General features: G+C 71.1%; 17 protein-coding genes. 8 read left to right on the forward strand and 9 right to left on the reverse strand.

The annotated features are described in order from the left end of the window. Positions 1–11 precede the first annotated feature (11 nt). Positions 12–1,880, reverse strand: coding sequence for a propionyl-CoA synthetase (locus ABZX11_RS13370; RefSeq protein ID WP_354912877.1), 1,869 nt, complete (start codon positions 1,878–1,880; stop codon positions 12–14). A 186-nt stretch (positions 1,881–2,066) separates the two neighbouring features. On the opposite strand from ABZX11_RS13370, the gene ABZX11_RS13375 reads away from it, so the two are divergent. Continuing rightward, the gene (locus ABZX11_RS13375) at positions 2,067–3,839 is read left to right on the forward strand and encodes a serine/threonine-protein kinase (RefSeq protein WP_354912878.1); all 1,773 of its coding nucleotides are present in this window, start codon (positions 2,067–2,069) and stop codon (positions 3,837–3,839) included. Here ABZX11_RS13375 and ABZX11_RS13380 read toward each other — a convergent pair. Next, positions 3,836–4,405, reverse strand: a complete 570-nt coding sequence (locus ABZX11_RS13380) for a class I SAM-dependent methyltransferase (protein ID WP_354912880.1) — start codon at positions 4,403–4,405, stop codon at positions 3,836–3,838. The two genes, ABZX11_RS13375 and ABZX11_RS13380, sit on opposite strands and share 4 nt — an antisense overlap. A 76-nt stretch (positions 4,406–4,481) precedes the next feature. Here ABZX11_RS13380 and ABZX11_RS13385 point away from each other — a divergent pair, with 76 nt between their 5' ends. Beyond that, positions 4,482–5,195, forward strand: a complete 714-nt coding sequence (locus ABZX11_RS13385; RefSeq protein WP_176178139.1) for a helix-turn-helix transcriptional regulator — start codon at positions 4,482–4,484, stop codon at positions 5,193–5,195. A 1-nt stretch (position 5,196) separates the two neighbouring features. On the opposite strand, the gene ABZX11_RS13390 is transcribed toward ABZX11_RS13385, so the two are convergent. After that, positions 5,197–6,765 carry a phospholipid carrier-dependent glycosyltransferase gene (locus ABZX11_RS13390; protein ID WP_354912882.1) on the reverse strand — a complete coding sequence of 523 codons (1,569 nt, stop codon included), beginning with the start codon at positions 6,763–6,765 and terminating at the stop codon, positions 5,197–5,199. 68 nt (positions 6,766–6,833) lie between these two features. Between ABZX11_RS13390 and rsmI the strand changes: the two genes are divergently transcribed. Both rsmI and ABZX11_RS13400 read left to right on the forward strand, forming a co-directional pair. After that, on the forward strand, positions 6,834–7,670 hold the full coding sequence (gene rsmI, locus ABZX11_RS13395; RefSeq protein ID WP_354912884.1) for a 16S rRNA (cytidine(1402)-2'-O)-methyltransferase: 837 nt from the start codon (positions 6,834–6,836) through the stop codon (positions 7,668–7,670). Positions 7,671–7,687: 17 nt separating this feature from the next. After that, entirely contained in the window at positions 7,688–8,185 is a 498-nt protein-coding gene (locus tag ABZX11_RS13400; RefSeq protein ID WP_354912886.1) for an SUKH-3 domain-containing protein, read from the forward strand. Here the strand turns inward: ABZX11_RS13400 and ABZX11_RS13405 are convergent. Next, the gene (locus ABZX11_RS13405; protein WP_354912888.1) at positions 8,178–8,711 is read right to left on the reverse strand and encodes a QsdR family transcriptional regulator; all 534 of its coding nucleotides are present in this window, start codon (positions 8,709–8,711) and stop codon (positions 8,178–8,180) included. The genes ABZX11_RS13400 and ABZX11_RS13405 overlap by 8 nt on opposite strands. A gap of 42 nt (positions 8,712–8,753) precedes the next feature. Between ABZX11_RS13405 and ABZX11_RS13410 the strand changes: the two genes are divergently transcribed. Continuing rightward, on the forward strand, positions 8,754–9,710 hold the full coding sequence (locus ABZX11_RS13410) for a zinc-binding dehydrogenase (protein WP_354912890.1): 957 nt from the start codon (positions 8,754–8,756) through the stop codon (positions 9,708–9,710). Here the strand turns inward: ABZX11_RS13410 and ABZX11_RS13415 are convergent. The 5 genes from ABZX11_RS13415 to ABZX11_RS13435 all read right to left on the reverse strand — a co-directional run bounded on the left by ABZX11_RS13415 (position 9,687) and on the right by ABZX11_RS13435 (position 14,059). Then, entirely contained in the window at positions 9,687–10,934 is a 1,248-nt protein-coding gene (locus tag ABZX11_RS13415; protein WP_354912892.1) for an aminodeoxychorismate synthase component I, read from the reverse strand. The two genes, ABZX11_RS13410 and ABZX11_RS13415, sit on opposite strands and share 24 nt — an antisense overlap. 19 nt (positions 10,935–10,953) lie before the next feature. Further along, positions 10,954–11,568, reverse strand: a complete 615-nt coding sequence (locus ABZX11_RS13420) for a GH25 family lysozyme (protein ID WP_354912894.1) — start codon at positions 11,566–11,568, stop codon at positions 10,954–10,956. A 78-nt stretch (positions 11,569–11,646) separates the two neighbouring features. Continuing rightward, positions 11,647–12,411 carry an ABC transporter permease gene (locus ABZX11_RS13425; RefSeq protein ID WP_354912896.1) on the reverse strand — a complete coding sequence of 255 codons (765 nt, stop codon included), beginning with the start codon at positions 12,409–12,411 and terminating at the stop codon, positions 11,647–11,649. Further along, positions 12,401–13,378 carry an ATP-binding cassette domain-containing protein gene (locus ABZX11_RS13430; RefSeq protein WP_354912898.1) on the reverse strand — a complete coding sequence of 326 codons (978 nt, stop codon included), beginning with the start codon at positions 13,376–13,378 and terminating at the stop codon, positions 12,401–12,403. The genes ABZX11_RS13425 and ABZX11_RS13430 overlap by 11 nt, the downstream gene beginning before the upstream one ends. Before the next feature lie 81 nt (positions 13,379–13,459). Then, positions 13,460–14,059, reverse strand: coding sequence for a PadR family transcriptional regulator (locus ABZX11_RS13435; protein ID WP_354912900.1), 600 nt, complete (start codon positions 14,057–14,059; stop codon positions 13,460–13,462). A 53-nt stretch (positions 14,060–14,112) separates the two neighbouring features. Between ABZX11_RS13435 and metG the strand changes: the two genes are divergently transcribed. The 3 genes from metG (at position 14,113) to ABZX11_RS13450 (ending at position 18,392) form a co-directional block, all read left to right on the forward strand. After that, on the forward strand, positions 14,113–15,909 hold the full coding sequence (gene metG, locus ABZX11_RS13440) for a methionine--tRNA ligase (protein WP_176174792.1): 1,797 nt from the start codon (positions 14,113–14,115) through the stop codon (positions 15,907–15,909). A gap of 9 nt (positions 15,910–15,918) precedes the next feature. Further along, the gene (locus tag ABZX11_RS13445; RefSeq protein ID WP_176174793.1) at positions 15,919–16,755 is read left to right on the forward strand and encodes a TatD family hydrolase; all 837 of its coding nucleotides are present in this window, start codon (positions 15,919–15,921) and stop codon (positions 16,753–16,755) included. 209 nt (positions 16,756–16,964) lie between these two features. After that, positions 16,965–18,392, forward strand: coding sequence for a resuscitation-promoting factor (locus tag ABZX11_RS13450; RefSeq protein WP_176174794.1), 1,428 nt, complete (start codon positions 16,965–16,967; stop codon positions 18,390–18,392). The last annotated feature ends 192 nt before the right edge of the window (positions 18,393–18,584 follow it).

Here is an 18,584-nt window from a genome sequence, read left to right on the forward strand (position 1 = left end):
TGGAACAGCTCTTAACGAAGGGCGGCCCGGATGGCCTCCAGGACGCTCGGGTCCTCGATCGTGGAGGGCACCGCCTCGTCGCGGCCGTCGGCGATCGCACGCATCGTCTTGCGCAGGATCTTCCCCGACCGCGTCTTCGGCAGTGCGTCCACAATGGACACATCGCGGAACGCGGCGACCGGGCCGATGTCCCGGCGGACCATGGCCACGAGCTCCTCGCGCAGCTGCTCCGGCGTGATGTCCGCACCCGCTTTGAGCACCACGAACCCGCGGGGCAGCTGACCCTTGAGCTGGTCGGCGACGCCGATCACGGCGCACTCGGCGACCGCCGGGTGCGCGGCCAGCACGGCCTCCATCGAGCCGGTGGACAGCCGGTGGCCGGCGACGTTGATGACGTCGTCGGTGCGGCCCATGACGAACAGGTAGCCGTCCTCGTCGAAGTAGCCGGAGTCGCCGGTCAGGTAGAAGCCTTCGTAGCGCGAAAGGTAGGCCTCGCGGTACCGCTCGTCATCGCCCCACAGCGTCGGCAGCGAGCCCGGCGGCAGCGGCAGCTTCACCGTGATGGCGCCTTCGCGGCCGGCGGGGAGCTCCTCGCCGGCCTGGTCGAGGATCCGGACGTCCCAGCCGGGGATCGGCCTGGTCGCCGACCCCGCCTTGACCTCCATCGGCTCCAGGCCGCGCGGGTTGGCGGCGATCGGCCAGCCGGTCTCGGTCTGCCACCAGTGGTCGACGACCGGGACGCCGAGCTTCTCGTGCGCCCAGTGGTAGGTCTCCGGGTCGAGCCGCTCGCCGGCCAGGAACAGCGTCCGGAACTGCTTCAGGTCGTACTTCTCCAGCTCGCGGGCGTCCGGGTCGACCTTCTTGACGGCCCGCAGCGCGGTCGGCGCGGTGAACAGCGCCTGGACGCCGTGCTCGGCGATGACCCGCCAGAACGCGCCCGCATCCGGCGTGCCGACGGGCTTGCCTTCGTACATGACCGTCGTGGCGCCGACCAGCAGCGGCGCGTACACGATGTAGGAGTGGCCGACGACCCAGCCGACGTCGGACGCGGTCCACCAGACATCGCCGGGACGGATGTCGTAGACGGCCTCCATCGAGTAGGCGAGCGCGACGGCGTGGCCACCGGTGTCGCGGACGACGCCCTTGGGCTTCCCGGTCGTCCCGGACGTGTAGAGGATGTACAGCGGGTCGGTGGCCGCGACCGGCACCGGATCGGCCGGGTCGGCGCTCGCCGCCAGCTCGCGCCAGTCGAAGTGGCGGCCCGCGGTGGCCGGCGCCTGCTCCCGCTGCAGCATGACGACGTGGTCCGGCTGGTGCTCGGTCATCCCGAGCGCGGCCTCGACGATCGGCTGGTACTCGACGATCCGCGTCGGCTCGATGCCGCAGGAAGCGGCCAGGATGACTTTGGGCTTGGCATCCTCGATCCGCGCGGCCAGCTCCTTCGGGGCGAACCCGCCGAAGACCACCGAGTGCACGGCGCCGATCCGCGCGCAGGCCAGCATCGCGATCGCGGCCTCCGGCACCATCGGCAGGTAGACGATCACCCGGTCACCCTTCGTGACCCCGAGCGAGCGCAGCGCGCCGGCGAAGCGCGCGACGGTGTCGCGCAGCTCTTCGTAGCTGTATGTCCGTTGCTGTCCGGTCACGGGAGAGTCCCAGATCAGCGCGGCCTGGCTGCCGCGGCCGGCCTCGACGTGCCGGTCCAGCGCGTTGTACGACGTGTTCAGCTCGGCGCCGGGGAACCACCGGAAGAAGGGCGGGTTCGCGTCGTCCAGTGCCCGCTCCGGTGGCCTGGTCCAGCTGATCGACCGGGCCGCGGCCAGCCAGAACGCGTCCCGCTCGGCCAGGCTCCGCCGGTAGGCTTCGGAGTACGCGCCCATGCTCGGCTCCTTCGCGTCGGACGTTGCGCCGACCCCCATCATGGCGTGGGAGCGGCGCGGGCGCCGGATTCCGCGGGCGGGAAGACCCGGCAACCTCACGGAGCCCGGGAGCGTCCTAAGCTGGACCGCGGGAAAACGCCGCGTGTCGGCCACGAAGTGAACACGGACAGTGAGGGGAGCCCGGCGGTGAACGGACTCGCGAGCGCGTTGCTCTCGCTAGCCCATTCCTTGTTCGGCCCGGGCTTCTGCCCCGGCGAATGGGTTTGGGCCACGAGTGCGGCCGGCGCGCTCGTCGCGCTGATCCCCCCGGCAGGCGCGGTCGCCGTGTCGATCATCCGGAAGGGCACCGGCAACCGCTACGACGCCACCACGCTGGGCGTCTTCGGCGCGATCGGCGTGCTCACCGCGCTGGTGCTGCCGTGGCTGCTGTCGAACGGCGTGTCGGGGGTCTACCGGGCGGCGTTCTCGGGCGCGAAGTCCGGCCTGAGCAAGACCGAGCTGTCCTCGCTCAGCATCGACGGCGGCTGCTGGGTCGGCAGCCAGACCAAGTACCTCGGCGGCGGCCAGACCGTCTACGACGTGCTGTTCGCCAAGAACGGCAGCGACCTCCCGTTCATCGTCTACCTGATCGCCTTCGCGGTGCTGGGCGCCGGCTCGCTGTTCTTCGTGATGCTGCAGGGCCGCACGGCCTTCCGCCGCGGACCCAAGTGGCCGTCGCGGTTCTTCTGGATCCCGTTCGCCGCGATGCTGGTGTTCAGCGTCGGCATGGAGGCGAACACCGCGCTGCACTTCTGGCTCGGCTTCCTGCCGTTCAGCGTGCTGGGCCTGATCCCGGTCGCGATGGTGGGGCCGCCGCCGTGGTCGGTGATCAACCGGTCCGACCGCTCGGACGAGCCGCTGCCCCGCCGTCAGCTGGAGCCGCAGGGCCCGCCGCCGTCGCAGGTCCAGCCGCGCCCGACCCCGCCGCCTCCGCCGCCGCCCCCGGCCAACCGCGCGTACCCGAAAACGGCGCTGGCGTCCGCGCCCGAGCCGCCGTCCCCGCCGGGCGGCATGCTGGCCGCGGCGCCCGGCCCGATCCCGCCGCCGCCCGGCTCCCGCAACGCCGGCGGCAGCCGCTACCGCCGCGTCAAGCAGCTCGGCGCGGGCGGGTTCGGCACGGTCTGGCAGGCCGTGGACACCCAGCTGAACCGCACGGTCGCGCTGAAGATCGCGCACGCACCGGACCGCGACACGGCCGAGCGCATGCAGCGCGAGGCCCGTGCCCTGGCCGTGGTCAGCCACCCGAACTGCGTCAAGGTGTACGACCTCGCCGAGGAGCCGGACGGCCTGGCGCTGGTGATGGAGTACCTCGAAGGCCGTCCGCTGGCCGAGCTGGTCGACGGCCAGGGTCCGCTCGACGACGTCGCCGCGGGCCGCCTGTGGGCGACGATGGCGGGCGCACTGGCGGCGGCCCACGAGAAGGGCGTGCTGCACCGCGACATCAAGCCGTCGAACATCGTCCTCGACCCGAGCGGCCTGGCCCACCTGATCGACTTCGGCATCGCCCGCAGCCAGGGCGACTCGAAGATGACGGCGACCGGGATGATGATCGGCACGCCGGACTTCGTCGCCCCGGAGCAGGCGATGGGCGCGGCGGCCTCACCGGCCTCGGACGCCTGGCAGCTGGCGGCGACGATCAGCTACGCCCTGTCCGGCCAGCCGCCGCGCGGAACCCGGGAGACGCCGATGGCGGCGCTGATGGCGGCTGCCCGGGCGGAGCCGGTGTCGCGGCTGCCGCAGCGGAGCGCACACGCCCGGTTGCTGGCGGCCTCGCTGGACCCGGAACCGCGCCGCCGTCCGACGTTGAACGCGGTGCGGCGTGAGGTCGAGGGCTGGCTGTCGCGGGCGGGCAAGTCCGCGGACGGCCCGGTGACGCGGGTGGTGCCGCGCCAGCCGGGGAGCCAGCTGCCGCGCCGCTAACCCGGCTTCACGGCCGAGAAGGTCACCAGCTCCTTCGGCCGCAACTCGACGTCGACCTGCTCGAAGCCCGCCTTTTCGAGGCGGGCCGGCAGCGTGCCCGCGTCGACGACGTTCATCGTGTCGCCGATGTGCAGCAGCCGGAACCGGAGGTTGAGCTGGCCGTCGAAGCCGCAGTACGTTCCGCCCGGCCGCAGCACCCGCGCCGCCTCGGCGAAGATCGCGTCCTGCAGGTCCGCCGTCGGCACGTGGTGCAGCATCGTGAAGCAGGTGACGGCCGAGAACCGGCCGTCCTCGAACGGCATCTCCGCGCCGCTGCCCTCGACGACCTCGGCGCGGTCGCCGTACTCCGCGCGCAGCAGTTCGCTCGACGCCGGGTCGATCTCCAGCACCGTCAGCTTCGGTACCAGACCGAGCAGCACCTTCGTGGTGGCACCGAAACCGGGGCCGATCTCGAGGACGTCGTCGCCGAGGTCGCGCCGGCTCAGCCACGGCGTCAGGCGTTCTTCGACGGTGTTCGCCCACTTCTCCGAGCTGCAGATCTTGCGGTGGATCAGGTTCATCGGCATGCGTCCGACGCTATTCAGCTGCCGGAGTGGCCGGTAGCCGATAGCCTGCCAACCGATGTCGCGAACCGGCCAAGCGATGCTGATCGGCGAGTTCGACCTGCCCGCCGGCACCTGGTTCCCGTGGCACCAGCACCCGATCCACCAGCTGGTCTGGTCGGCTCGCGGCGTCGTCGCGGTCAACGCGGGCGACGCCGGGTGGGTGCTGCCGCCGACCCGTGCCCTCTGGATACCGGCCGGGATCCGGCACCGCACCGGCGCGCTCGGCCGGGCGGCGCTGCGGGGCATCTACGCCGATCCGGCGCGCTCGCCGGTCTCCTGGCCCGAGCCGCGGATGGTCGTCGTCCGGCCGCTGCTGCGGGAGCTGTTGGAGTACCTGACCGGCGACGGCGTCGCCCCCGCGGCCCGGCTGCGCGCCGAGGCCGTCGCCTTCGACCTGCTGGAACCGCTGGACGTGGTGCCGATCGTGGTGCCGTCGCCGTCCGATCCGCGGGCCCGCGACGTCGAACGCGCGGTGCTCGCCGACCCGGCCGACCCCCGCACGCTCGCCGAGTTCGGCCGGGACGTCGGCGCCGCCGAACGGACGCTGGCGCGGATCTTCGTCCGCGAGTGCCGGATGCCGTTCGGGACCTGGCGCACGCAGGCGCGGCTGCGGGCGGCGCTCCCGCTGCTGGCTCAGGGCACGCCGCTGGAGACCGTCGCCCACCGGGTCGGGTACAGCTCGGCGAGCGCGTTCGTCGCCGCCTTCCGGCGGGCGGTCGGCGTCACGCCGGGGGCTTACTTCGCCGGCTGAGCTACCGCCAGGACGGCAGCCAGCGCTCGGCCTCCCACTGGCCGTTCGTGATCGCGATGCCGTTCAGGATCGGCCACAACCAGGCGAAGTTCGCCACCACCAGCCCGACGTACAGCGACACCACGAGCAGCCCGGTCCCGCGTCGTTCGAACCCGCGCCGCGCGCTGCCCAGGATCTGGCCGAGGCACAGCGTCAGCCCGAGCACCAGGAACGCCGCCAGCGGGGTGGCGTAGAAGAAGTACATCTGACGGTCGATGTTGGTGAACCAGAAGGCGTACCCACCCAGGTAACCCACCAGCACGGCCGCGTAGCGCCAGTCCGCGCGGAAGATCGAGCGCCAGGCCGCCCAGCCGAGCATCGGGATCGCCAGCCACCACATCGCCGGGGTGCCGATCAGCATCGTCGCGCTGATGCAGCGGGCTTCGCCGCAGCCGGTGACTTCGCCGTTGTAGCTGTAGAGCATCGGGCGCAGGCCCATCGGCCACGTCCACGGCTTCGACTCCCACGGGTGCGGGTTGTCCTTGGGCGTGACCAAGGTTTCGTGGAAGTGCAGCACGTTGCCGGTGTAGTCACCGAGTGAGCGCAGCGCCGGCGGCACCCACGACCAGAAGCCCGGCGCGATGTCCTTGATCTCGGTGTAGTGCCGGTCGGTGGCCGTTTCGCTGGCGAACCAGGCCCAGTACGCGGCGAAGTACATCAGGAACGGGATGACCAGGATCGCCCAGAGCGCGGGCAGCACGTCCCGGCGGATCGTGCCCAGCCACGGCCGCTCGACGCCGGCCGCGCGGCGGGCCGCGACGTCGAAGAACACGCAGAGCAGGCCGAACGCGACGATGTAGTACAGCGCCGACCACTTGACGCCGAAGGTGAGCCCGATCATCAGCCCGGTCGCGAACCGCCACCAGCGGAAGCCGAGCTTGGGACCCCAGACGGACTCGTTGACCCAGCCCTCGCGGACCGCCGTCGCGAGCCGCTCGCGCATCTGGTCGCGGTCGACGAGCAGGCAGGCGAACGCGGCGAGCACGAACAGCGCGATGAAGATGTCGAGCATGCCCATGCGCGACTGCAGGTGCAGGACGCCGTCGCTGATCACCAGGATGCCGGCGATGCCGCCGAGCAGCGTCGAGCGGGTCAGGCGGCGGGCGACGCGGATGGTCAGCAGCACCATCAGCGTGCCGGCCAGCGCGGGCATGATGCGCCAGCCCCAGCCGTTGTAGCCGAACAGCCATTCGCCGATCGCGATCAGCTGCTTGGCCAGCGGCGGGTGGACGACCAGCTCGTAGCCGTAGTTGTCCTCGTAGCCGCCGTTGCGCAGCACCTGCCACGCCTGCGGCACGTAGTGCTTCTCGTCGAAGACCGGGCTGCCCTTGTCCGTCGGCACGCCGAGGTTCTGCAGGCGGACGATGCCGCCGATCAGCGTGAGCACGAGGGTGACGACCCAGCCGCGCAGCCGGTCGGTCGGCATGCCACGGCCGAGCAGGGTCAGCTCGCGGTCGGTGGGCGGCCGGAGCGCCTCGACCGGGTCCGGCCGGACGCTTTCGTCGTCGGGACGGGTCAGCACGGCGGTCACGGGGGCGATCCTACGGGCGGCACGGGGCGTCCGTCGTCCGGATCCGCTGATCAGCCTAGGCTGGCCGGGTGACTTCCGGCCGCCTGATCCTCGCCGCCACCCCGCTCGGCGACGTCCGCGACGCTTCCCCGCGCCTGGCCTCGGCCCTCGCGGAGGCCGACGTCATCGCGGCCGAGGACACCCGCCGGTTCCGCTCACTGGCCACGGCGCTGGGCGTGACCCCGCGTGGCCGGGTGGTGAGCTTCTACGAAGACGTCGAGTCGGCGCGCCTGCCGAAGCTGCTGGAAGCGCTGCACGCGGGCGAGACGGTGGTCCTGGTGACCGACGCCGGGATGCCGAGCGTGTCCGACCCGGGCTTCCGCCTGGTGGCGGCGTGCGTGGCCGAGTCGGTGCCGGTGACGTGCCTGCCGGGCCCGTCCGCGGTGACGACGGCGCTCGCGTTGTCCGGGTTGCCGTGCGACCGGTTCTGCTTCGAGGGGTTCGCGCCCCGCAAGCCGGGCGAGCGGACTCGCTGGTTGACAGCGTTGCGCGACGAGCCACGGACGGCGGTGTTCTTCGAGTCCCCGCACCGGCTGGCCTCGCTGCTGGAGGACGCGGTATCGGTCCTGGGTGGTTCCCGACCGGCGGCGGTGTGCCGGGAGCTGACGAAGACGTATGAAGAGGTCAAGCGGGGGTCTTTGGAGGAGCTGGCCGCGTGGGCCGCGGAGGGGGTCCGCGGCGAGATCACGGTGGTGCTTTCGGGCGCCGAGCCGCGGTCGGTTTCGGTGGCGGACCTGGTGGGCGAGGTATCGGACCGCGTGGCGGCGGGCGAGCGCCTGAAGTCGGCGGCGGCGGAGGTCGCCGAGGCGGCGGGGGTGTCGAAGAAGGAGCTGTACGACGCCGTGCTGGCGGCACGGGTCAAGTGAGCGCGATTCCGAACAGGATGAGCGGCTTCCCCGACGCTGTCCTGCACGCTTTGGAGCAGGCCGGGTGGCATCCCGGCCGTTGCCTCGACATCTCCGCGTGGGAGGCCGAGCTGGCGGCGGAGGGCTATCGCCTGCGCCCGGTCGCGGCGGGCGCGCTGCGCTCCTTCGGCGGGTTGCAGCTGCCGCCGGTGAACCGGGCCGGACCGAACTTCGCCAACGACGAACCGTTGACCGTGGACCCGATCGCGGCCGGTGCCGGGCACCACGAGCTGGCCCGCGAGCTCGCCTCGGAGCTCGGGGGCAACTGGTACCCGCTCGGGGAGTGGCTGAGCTCGGCCAGCGTCTTCGTCGAGGACTCCGGCCGGGTGGTGGCGACGGGCCTCGGCTGGCTGTGGGAGCTCGGCGAATCGGTGGAGGAGGCCATCGTGTTCGCCTCGACCGCGCACCGGCCGCTGACGTGCCTGCGGGTCGTGGCCCCCGGCGCGCCGCCTTGGCCGCCGGGCCCGGTCAGGTGAGCAGCGCGGTCACCGCGGCGTGCGCCTTCGCCGCGTCCGGGGCGTCTCCGGTGATCACGTCCGTGTACACGAACGACTCACCGATCCGCACCAGCAAGTAGGCCAGGTCCGGCACCGGCAGCGGCGGCTCCAGCCGCCCCGCGTCGACTTCGCCCTCCAGCAGGGTCACCAGCTTCTCCGTCGTGCGTCGCTGGCAAACGCTTGCGCGGGTCGTCAGCAACCTCAGTGCGCGCTCCGGCTCGCGGCGCAGGAAGTCGCGGAACGGAGGTGAGTCGTTCGCGAACCGGACATATCCACTGACGAAGTCGGCAACCCCCGCAGCTCCGCGTCCGACGCACGACGGCCACAGGTGGGCGATCGTCACCTCCGAAAGCGACCACAGGATCTCGCCCAGCAGCAGGTCGCGCGAGCCCACCCGCCGGTGCAGCGTCGCGCGGCTGATCGATCGCGCCTGGGCCAGCTCTCCCATGTCGACGCGGCGGCCGGCGAGGAACCACTCACGGGCGAGCTCGAACTCCTGAGACATATGCCAGAATGTCTCACAACCACGACGGAGAGGGAACGCGACATGCGCGCAGTGCAGGTGACCGAGTTCGGCGGACCCGAGGTGCTCACCCCCGTCGAGCTGCCCGATCCGGTGGCCGGGCCCGGCGAGGTGCTGATCGACGTCGAGCGCATCGGCGTCAACTACGCCGACACCCACCAGGCGGAAAACTCCTACCTCGCGCCGTCGCAGCTGCCGCTCGTCCCGGGTGGTGAGGTGGTCGGGACCCACGACGGCAAGCGCGTCGTCGCCCTGCTCAACGGTGGTGGCGGGTACGCCGAGAAGGCCGTCGCCCCGGCCGCGACCACCTTCCCCGTCCCCGAGGGCATCGACGACCTCACCGCGCTGTCCCTGCTGGTCCAGGGCACGACCGCCTGGGTGCTGCTCCGCAAGAACGCCCACCTGGCCGAAGGCGAATCGGTCGTCGTGCACGCCGCGGCCGGTGGGGTCGGGACCATCGCCGTCCAGCTGGCCAAGGCCTGGGGCGCCGGCCGCGTCATCGCCACCGCCAGCAGCGAGGAGAAGCGCGCGCTGGCCATCGAACTCGGTGCGGACGTCGCCATCGACTCGCGCGCCGAGGACATGACGGCCGCCCTGATCGAGGCGAACAACGGCCGCCGCGTCGACGTCGTGCTCGACATGGTCGGCGGGACGACCACCGACCAGAGCATCGCCGCACTGGCCCCCTTCGGGCGGCTGGCCTTCTACGGCATGGCGGGCCGCGAGAGCCCGAAGCCGGTCGAGCTGCGCAACGTCCTCGGCCACAGCACCACGATCAGCGGCATGTGGCTGCCGCACGTCTTCCGGCTGCCCGGCAACGTCTTCGGGACCGCGCTGACCGAGCTGTTCGACCTGGTGCTGGCGGGCAACCTCAAGGCCATCCCGGGCGGCGAGTTCGCGCTGTCGGACGCCCGCGGTGCGCACGAGGCCCTGCGCTCGCGCAAGACCGTCGGCAAGCTACTGCTCGACCCCGGCAAGTAGGCGTTCCAGGGGTGCCGCCTTGTGGAGGCACTCCTGCCACTCCAGTTCCGGGTCCGAATCCGCCGTGATGCCGCCGCCCACGCCCAGGGAGATCGTGCCGGCAGCGATCTCGAACGTCCGGATCGCCACGTTCAGCTCCAGCCCGGCCGCCGGCGACAGCAGCCCGATCGCGCCCGTGTAGACGCCGCGGCCGCACGGCTCCAGCTCGGCGATCAGGTCCAGCGCGCGGATCTTCGGCGCGCCCGTCACCGACCCCGGGGGGAACGTCGCCGCCAGCAGGTCTTCGGAAGAGACCGACGGGCGCAGCACGCCCGTCACCGTCGAGTCCAGGTGCCAGACGCCGGGCGCCGGGCGGACCTGCAGCAGCGACGGCACCGTCACCGAGCCGACCTCGCACACCCGGCCGAGGTCGTTGCGCACCAGGTCGGTGATCATCACGTTCTCCGCCACGTCCTTCGTGGACCGGCGCAGCAACACGGCATTCCCGTCGTCGGCGGGCCCGCGGCGGGGGAGCGTCCCCTTGATCGGCGTCGACCGCACCGAACGCCCGTGCCGCGCGAGGAACAGCTCCGGCGAGAACGACACCACCGATCCCCACGAGCCCGCGAGGAACGCCGCCCGGCGGGGCGCCAGCGAGGACACCCCGGCCGAGAACAAGGCGGCGGCCGAGCCGGAGAACGAGCCCGTGAACCGCGAGCAGATGTTCGCCTGGAACAGCTCCCCGGCCTCGATCGCGTGCACGCACGCCTTTACCGCGTCCCGGTGTTCCGACGGCAGCGGGCGCCGCAGCGGCCCGGCTGTCCACGACGATGGCGGGGCGGGCGACGCCAGCAGGGATTCCATTGTGGACAACGAGGGGCCGCCGCCGTCCAGCGACTCCAGGTGGCACGTGCCCGCGGCGGACCACCGCAGCACGTGGTCCGTCCAGCCCCACGCCGACGCGGGCAGCGCCCCGGTCCGGCCCGAGGGGTCGGCCAGGTCGTAGGCCAGGTACCCGAACCAGCCGCCCCCGATCACCCCCGGCGGCGCGTCGGCCTCCCCGGCGGACGGGAACCCGCCCGGGACGACCTCGAGCGAAGGCGCGATCACCGCCTCGGAAGAGAACCAGTCGCCCGAGAGCATCGCGGGTGGCGGTAGCCCGCGCAAAGCCGCGTGGTGAGCCAGTACCGAAAAAGCGCGTGCGGGCGTGACATTCGTCCGGATCGGGGTGCTCGTCACGCGCATGGCGACATACCACCACACGTCAGAGCAGCAGGTCACCCAATGTGAACGGGTACACGACGGCGTTCTGCTCCACCGGCGCCGCGATACCCGGGACGTCGGGGGCGTACGCGTGCTGGTGCACCCCGAGCCGTGAGTGGAACCAGCCGGCCCGCCCCGGGATGCCGTTGTGGCGGACCAGCCACAGCACGACCTCGCTGTCGGCCCAGCGGTCCGGGTGCAGGCGGTGCTGCCAGCAGTCGTAGTCGGCGTAGACCAGCACCCGTTCGATGTGGGCCGCGTGCCGGACGTGCTTGATCCACGCCTTGACGAACCGGTCGTCGACGCTGGGGGCCGCCACCTCCAGCGCCGGGGCGAGCGAGCCGGTGGCGAACGCGCCGAGCCGGCTCGCCGTCCGCACGAAGAAGTCCGCCTGGTCGTGGACCGCGCCGGGCCGGGCGTAGTGGCGCCCACCGGCGTGCAGCCCGGCTTCCTGCGCGCCGGCCAGGTTGCGTTCCGCGGCGGGGTTGCTCCAGTTGACGTTCTCGCTGATCGTCACCGACACGAACCGGGTCTGCGCGGCCCGCACGGCCTGCCAGTCGGCCACCTGCTCGCGGTGCGACAGCGAAATGCCGAGTTCACTCTCCGGCTCTGTCACGGTCCGCCCCCGGCGCGTCGGTGGAGAGCACACCATACGTCGCCGGAGACGGACCCGCAGTGACACACACCGTGTTGATCAGGCGTTTTCGCGTTGGAACGTCCGTGTTCCCCACCACAGGGACAACACGGCCATCACCAGCACCACGACACTGCCCGTGAACAGGGCGTCCATCGAGAAGTCGCCGCCGAAGCTGTGCCGCTCGACGTCCACGACGTGCCGGAACGGGTTGATCCGCGAAACCGTGTAGAGCCAGTCCGGCGCCCGCCCGGCGGTGATCGGCAGCAGGATCCCGGAGAGCAGCAGCAACGGGATGAGCACCGCGTTGAGCAGGGCGGGGAACGTCTCCTCGCTTTTCAGCGTCAACGCCAGCGCGTAGGAGCACGACGCCAGCGACACCGCCAGCAGGAACACGATCACCAGGCTCAGCAGCACGCCGCCGACGGGCGCGTCGAGCGGGAACACCAGCTCGGCCAGCACGATGATCAGCACGGCCTGGACCACGGCCTGCAGCGCGTTGGCCAGCACCTTGCCCAGCAGCAGCGCGACCCGGCTGACCGGCGTCACGCGGAACCGCTCGACGACGCCGGAGCGAAACTCGGCCAGCAACCCGAAGCCGACGAACGAGCTGCCGAACAACGCCAGCTGGGCGATCAGCGCGGGGGTGAGCAGCATCCAGCCGTCCATTTCGGACAGGCCCTGGTCCTGCACGGTCCGGACCATCAGCGGCCCGAACAGGAACAGGTACAGCAGCGGCTGCATGATCCCGATCAGCACCCAGGTCGGGTTGCGCAACGCCGCGGTCATTTCGCGGCGGAAGATCAGCCAGGTGTCACGCAGCACGGCCCGCCTCCTCCGCTTCCCGCAGCGAACGCCCGGTCAGGGTCAGGAAAACGTCGTCGAGCGTGGGCCGGTGCACCTGGACCGAGAGCATCGCGATGCCCTTGGCGTCGAGCGCCCGCAGCAGCTCCGGCAGCGCGACGTCGCCGCGCGGCACCCGGAACCGGACTTCGCCGCCGTCGACGGACAGCTCCTGCGCGCCGGCGAGCCGCCCGGCGATCTCGGCGGCGTCCGTGGCCTGCCCGGGGTCCACGCCGACCTCGACGCGGTCGCCGTTGACCCGCGCCTTGAGCGCGTCCGGCGTCCCTTCGGCGACGATCCGGCCGTCGTCGATGACGATCAGCCGGTCCGACAGCGCGTCGGCCTCGTCCAGGTAGTGGGTGGTGAGGAAGACGGTGACGCCCTGCTCGGCGCGCAACCGGCGGATGTGGTCCCACAGGTTGGCGCGGCTCTGCGGGTCGAGGCCGGTCGACGGCTCGTCGAGGAACACCAGGCCGGGCGAGTGGATCAGCCCGAGCGCGATGTCGAGCCGGCGCCGCTGGCCGCCCGACAGCGTCTTGGTCAGCCGCTGGTCCAGCCCGGTCAGGTCGAGCTGCTCGGCGAGCTCGGCGCCGCGCGCGATCGCGTCGGCCTTGCTCATCCGGTAGAGCCGGCCCTGCAGCTCCAGCTCGTCGGCGACCTTGCTCTCGGGCGCGGTGCCGCCGCCCTGGGCGACGTACCCGATGCGCTTGCGCACGCCCAGCGGGTCGGCCAGCAGGTCACAGCCGCCGACGGTCGCAGTGCCCGAGGTCGGCTTCAGCAGCGTGGTCAGCATGCGCAGCGTGGTCGTCTTCCCGGCGCCGTTGGGCCCGAGGAAGCCGACCAGCTCACCCGCTTCGACATCGAGGTCGACGCCTTTCACCGCGTGGACCTCGCCCCCAGTGCGGCCCTTGCGGCGGAACCGCCGCTCGAGACCGCGTGCCGTGATCATCGAATCCCCTCTCGAAGGTAGTCAAACTTGACTAGCGCTACCGCACACTCTGCCTCAAGACGGTCGGCTAGTCAAACTTGATTACCAGGACGGGGGTGCGCCGAACGCGTCGTCGCTCTCGTCGGACATGACGTACTCGCCCGCTTCGAGCCGGGCGATCAGGCCCTGCAGCCAGGACAGGCTCGCGTCGGTGATGCCGCCCCACAGCCGGTACAGCTCGCCGACGTGTGCCGGTGTGCCCAGTTCCATGCTCGCCTTCACCTCGTCGAGCATCAGCTTCGCCTGCCGCTGCTCGGCCTCCAGGTGCACGAGCCGGTGCCGGAGCAGGTTGATCACGCGGGCGCGCGGGAACGACGTCATCAGGGAAATCCCGGCCGACAGGTCCGGGTGGTTGAGCTCGGGATCGGACAGCGCCTTGGACAGCAGGACCTGGTACTCCTGCTCGCCCTCGCCGGTGAGCCGGTAGGCGATCCGGTCCGGGCCGCCCTCGCCCGGCTCGACGTCGACCTGCTCCAGCAGGTCCTCGGCCGTCATCTTCTTCAGCGCGTGGTAGATCGACCCGGGCTGGACGTTGGCCCACTTGTCCGCCGACCAGCTGAGCAGCTCGCGCCGCACCTGGTAGCCGTGCGCACGGCCGTACATCCGCACCACCCCGAGCACGAGCAGCCGTGTCGCCGACAACCGGGGCCTCCCTCCCGACAAAGCGCGTGACGCCCTCCGTAGGCTAATAAGGTATGAGCACCCCTGTGTTGACCGCGGTGGCCTGGCCCTACGCCAACGGCCCCCGCCACATCGGCCACGTGTCCGGATTCGGCGTCCCGTCCGACGTCTTCTCCCGCTACCAGCGAATGGCCGGCAACCGGGTGCTCATGGTGTCCGGGACCGACGAACACGGCACCCCGATCACCGTCCAGGCCGACAAGGAGAACTCCACCCCGCAGCAGACGGCGGACAAGTACACCCGCCAGATCGGCAACGACCTGCAGGGCCTCGGCCTGTCCTACGACCTGTTCACCCGCACCACCACGGGCAACCACGCCGAGGTGACGCAGCAGATCTTCCTGGCGCTGCACCGCAACGGCTACGTCGTGCCCAAGACCACGCGCGGCGCGATCAGTCCGTCCACCGGCCGCACGCTGCCCGACCGCTACGTCGAGGGCACCTGCCCGATCTGCGGGTACGACGGCGCCCGCGGCGACCAGTGCGACAACTGCGGCAACCAGCTCGACGCCGCGGAGCTGATCAACCCGAAGTCGCGGATCAACGGCGAGACGCCGAAGTTCGTCGAGACCGAGCACTACTTCCTCGACCTGCCCGCGTTCACGAAGACCCTCGGCGACTGGCTGGCCACCAAGACCGACTGGCGCCCGAACGTCCTCAACTTCACCAAGAACCTGATCGACGACATGCGGCCCCGGCCGATCACCCGCGACCTCGACTGGGGCGTCAAGATCCCCCTCGACGGCTGGCGCGACCAGCCGCTGAAGCGGTTCTACGTCTGGTTCGACGCGGTGATCGGGTACTTCTCGGCCAGCGTCGAGTGGGCCCGGCGCTCCGGCAACCCGGACGCGTGGCAGGAGTGGTGGAACAACGCCGACGCCCGGTCGTACTACTTCATGGGCAAGGACAACATCACCTTCCACGCCCAGATCTGGCCCGCCCTGCTGTTCGGGCACAACGGCGAGGGCGACAAGGGCGGCGAGCCGGGCAAGTACGGGAAGCTGCACCTGCCGGACGAGATCGTCTCCAGCGAGTTCCTCACCATGAGCGGCTCGAAGTTCTCCACTTCGCGCGGGCGCGTCATCTACGTCGAGGACTTCCTGCGCGACTTCGGCCCGGACACGCTGCGGTACTTCATCTCGGTCGCCGGCCCGGAGACCCAGGACACCGACTTCACCTGGGACGAGTTCGTCCGCCGGACCAACTTCGAGCTGGCCAACGAGTGGGGCAACCTGGTCAACCGGTCCATCTCGATGGCGCACAAGAACGTCGGCGCCATTCCGCGCCCGGAGGCCCCGACGGCGGCCGACGAAGAGCTGAAGGCGTTGTCGCGCAAGGCGTTCGACACCGCGGGCGGGCACCTGGCCCGGTCCCGGTTCAAGCTGGCGGCGGCCGAGGCGATGAAGGTCGTCACCGCGGCCAACAAGTACATCTCCGACCAGGAGCCGTGGAAGCTCAAGGACGACCCGACGCGGCGCGACACCGTGCTGCACACCGCGCTGCAGGTCGTGAGCGACGCCAACACGCTGCTGACGCCGTTCCTGCCCCACTCGGCGCAGAAGGTGCACGAGGCCCTCGGCGGCACCGGCGTCTGGGCCGCCCAGCCGGAGCTCAAGGAGGTCGAGGACCTCGACATCGACGGCCGGATCAACCCGATCCTGACCGGCGACTACGCGGCCGAGCAGGCCAAGTGGGAGTCGACGCCGATCGAGGTCGGCAAGCCCCTGCAGAAGCCGTCGCCGCTGTTCACCAAGCTCGACCCGGCGCTCGGCGAGACCGGTCCGGAGTGGGCGCCGATCATCAAGGAGTGAGAAGAACGCATGGGTGATCAGAAGCGCGAGCTGCCGCCGGTCCCGGACCGGCTCCCGGTGTCGGTGGTGGACGCGCACACCCATCTCGACGCGTGCGGCGCGGTCACCGCGGCCGATGTCACGGCCATGGTCGACCGCGCCGAGCGCGCCGGCGTCGCCCGCGTCGTCACGGTCGCGGACGACCTCGCCTCCGCCCGCTGGGCCACCGAGGCGGCCACCTGGGACCGCCGGGTCTGGGCCGCCGTGGCGATCCACCCGACCCGGACCAAGGAGTTCGGCGAAGCCGAAAAGGCCGAGGTGGAACGCCTGGCCGCGCACGAGCGCGTGGTCGCCGTCGGCGAAACCGGCCTCGACTACTACTGGGACTACTCGCCGCACGACGCCCAGCAGGAGGCGTTCCGCTGGCACATCGACCTCGCGAAGCGGCTGGGCAAGCCGCTGATGATCCACGACCGCGAGGCCCACGACGACGTGTTGCGCATCCTGGCCGAAGAGGGTGCGCCGAATGCCGTAATTTTCCATTGTTTTTCCGGCGACGCGGAAATGGCCCGCAAGTGCGTCGACGCGGGGTATGTCCTTTCCTTCGCGGGCACGGTGACGTTCAAGAACGCGAAGGGGCTCCACGAGGCGGCCCGGCTCTGCCCGGCCGGGCAGTACCTCGTCGAGACCGACGCGCCGTTTCTGACCCCCCACCCGTTCCGTGGACGGCCGAACGAGCCGTTCGGCGCGGCTTACACCGTCCGTCACCTCGCGGCGCTCAGGGGCGAAGCTGTCCACGAAGTCGCCGAAGCGGTCCGGACGACGGCCGAACGGGTGTACCGACTCCCCAGCGTCACATCGGGTTGAACGCATTGCGACAACAGGGTTTCCGGTTCGTCCACCTGATGGAGTGACCCAGATCACGACACTCCGGGGGGTGTTTGCGCAACCCGCCGCGACCCGTTACTGTCCCGTGATCGTGCCGGTCGGACCTGTGCTCAGCAGTTGCCGATCGTCACGCCCAGTCGTAGAGACGGCGCCCCCGACCGTCGTCTCGTGAAAGGGAACGATCCCCGGTGACAGGTAGCAGACAGGCTGGAGCGCGCTCCGCCGTCCTCGAACGCAGTCATTTCGAGGACACGGCATACGGCCAGCTCGACTTCTCCGACGACCCGAACATCACGCAGCAGGACATCCTCGCCGCGCTCGGCCCCGACGCCGACGCGATGATGGCCGAGATCGACGTCGACGTCGACGAGCTGATCCGCCTCATCAACGCCGAGACGACGTACCTGCCCCCGATCGTCATCCCGGACGAGTTCGAGGCCGACCGCACCGCGTCCCCGCAGGCCCGCAAGGCCGCGCTGGACGAGGGCCTCCGCGAGACCACCAAGGTCTGGAAGCGCCGGTTCCTCAAGGGCGCCGTCCTCTCCGTGATGATCTCGATCGCCGGCGGCGGCGCGGCCGCGCTGGCGATGAACAAGAGCATCACCGTCGACGTCGACGGCCAGCAGACCACCGTGCACTCGTTCGGCGACACCGTCGGCGAGGTGCTCGAGGACGCGGGCCTGTCCGTCGGCGAGCACGACTCGCTGTCCCCCTCGCCGCAGGCCGAGGTCGGCGACGGCGGCGTCATCAAGCTCGAGCGCGGCCGCCAGCTGAAGATGATCGTCGACGGCACCGAGCACACCTCGTGGGTCCGCGCGACGCACCTCGGCGACGCGCTGAGCCAGCTCGGCATGGCCGAGATGGACAAGCCCGGCACCTGGATGTCGATGCCGAAGAGCGGCGAGCTGCCGCTGCAGGGCGCGACCGTCGAGATCAAGACGCTCAAGAACATCACCCTGTACGACGGCGGGAACGCGCCGAAGCAGGTCAAGACCACGGCCGTGACGACGAAGGAGTTCCTGGGCGAGTACAAGCTCACCCTGGGCCCGGAGGACCAGGCCGAGGGTGGTCTGGACGTCAAGCTGACCGACGGCGCCGAGGTGCACATCAGCCGCACCGGCGTCTCGACGGTCACGCAGAAGGAGACCATCGACCCGCCCGAGCAGCGCGTCGACGACCCGGACCTGGCCAAGGGCAAGACGCAGGTCGAGGACCCCGGCGCGCCCGGTGAGAAGGAAGTGACCTACAAGGTCACGCAGAAGAACGGCAAGGAGGTCGGCCGGGAGAGCATCTCCGAGAAGGTCCTCACCCAGCCGAAGCCGAAGATCGTCCACGTCGGCACCAAGCAGGCCCCCACCCCGGACATCGGCGACGGTTCCGCGTGGGACCGCATCGCGCAGTGCGAGTCGGGCGGCAACTGGGCCATCAACACCGGCAACGGCTACTACGGCGGCCTCCAGTTCGACAAGCGCACCTGGGACGCCTACGGCGGCGACGAGTACGCGGCCTACCCGAACCAGGCGTCGCGCGAGCAGCAGATCGCGATCGCCGAGAAGGTCAAGGCGGGTCGCGGCGGCAGCTACAGCGCCTGGCCGGTCTGCGGCAAGAAGGCCTGAGCCCCACTTCGAAACGGCCCCCGTCCACCGGACGGGGGCCGTTCCGCGTGCGCCGGCAGGCATCACGCGTGTCCCGACGGGCATCACGCGTGATCCGCGGGGCATCACGCCGATGCCCCTCCAATCACGCGAGATGCCCTCCCAATCACGCGAGATCCGCGCTCGATCACGCGGGATCCGCCGCTGATCACG

Origin of the sequence: Amycolatopsis sp. NPDC004169 (genome assembly GCF_040610315.1) — a bacterium.
Lineage (GTDB): Bacteria > Actinomycetota > Actinomycetes > Mycobacteriales > Pseudonocardiaceae > Amycolatopsis.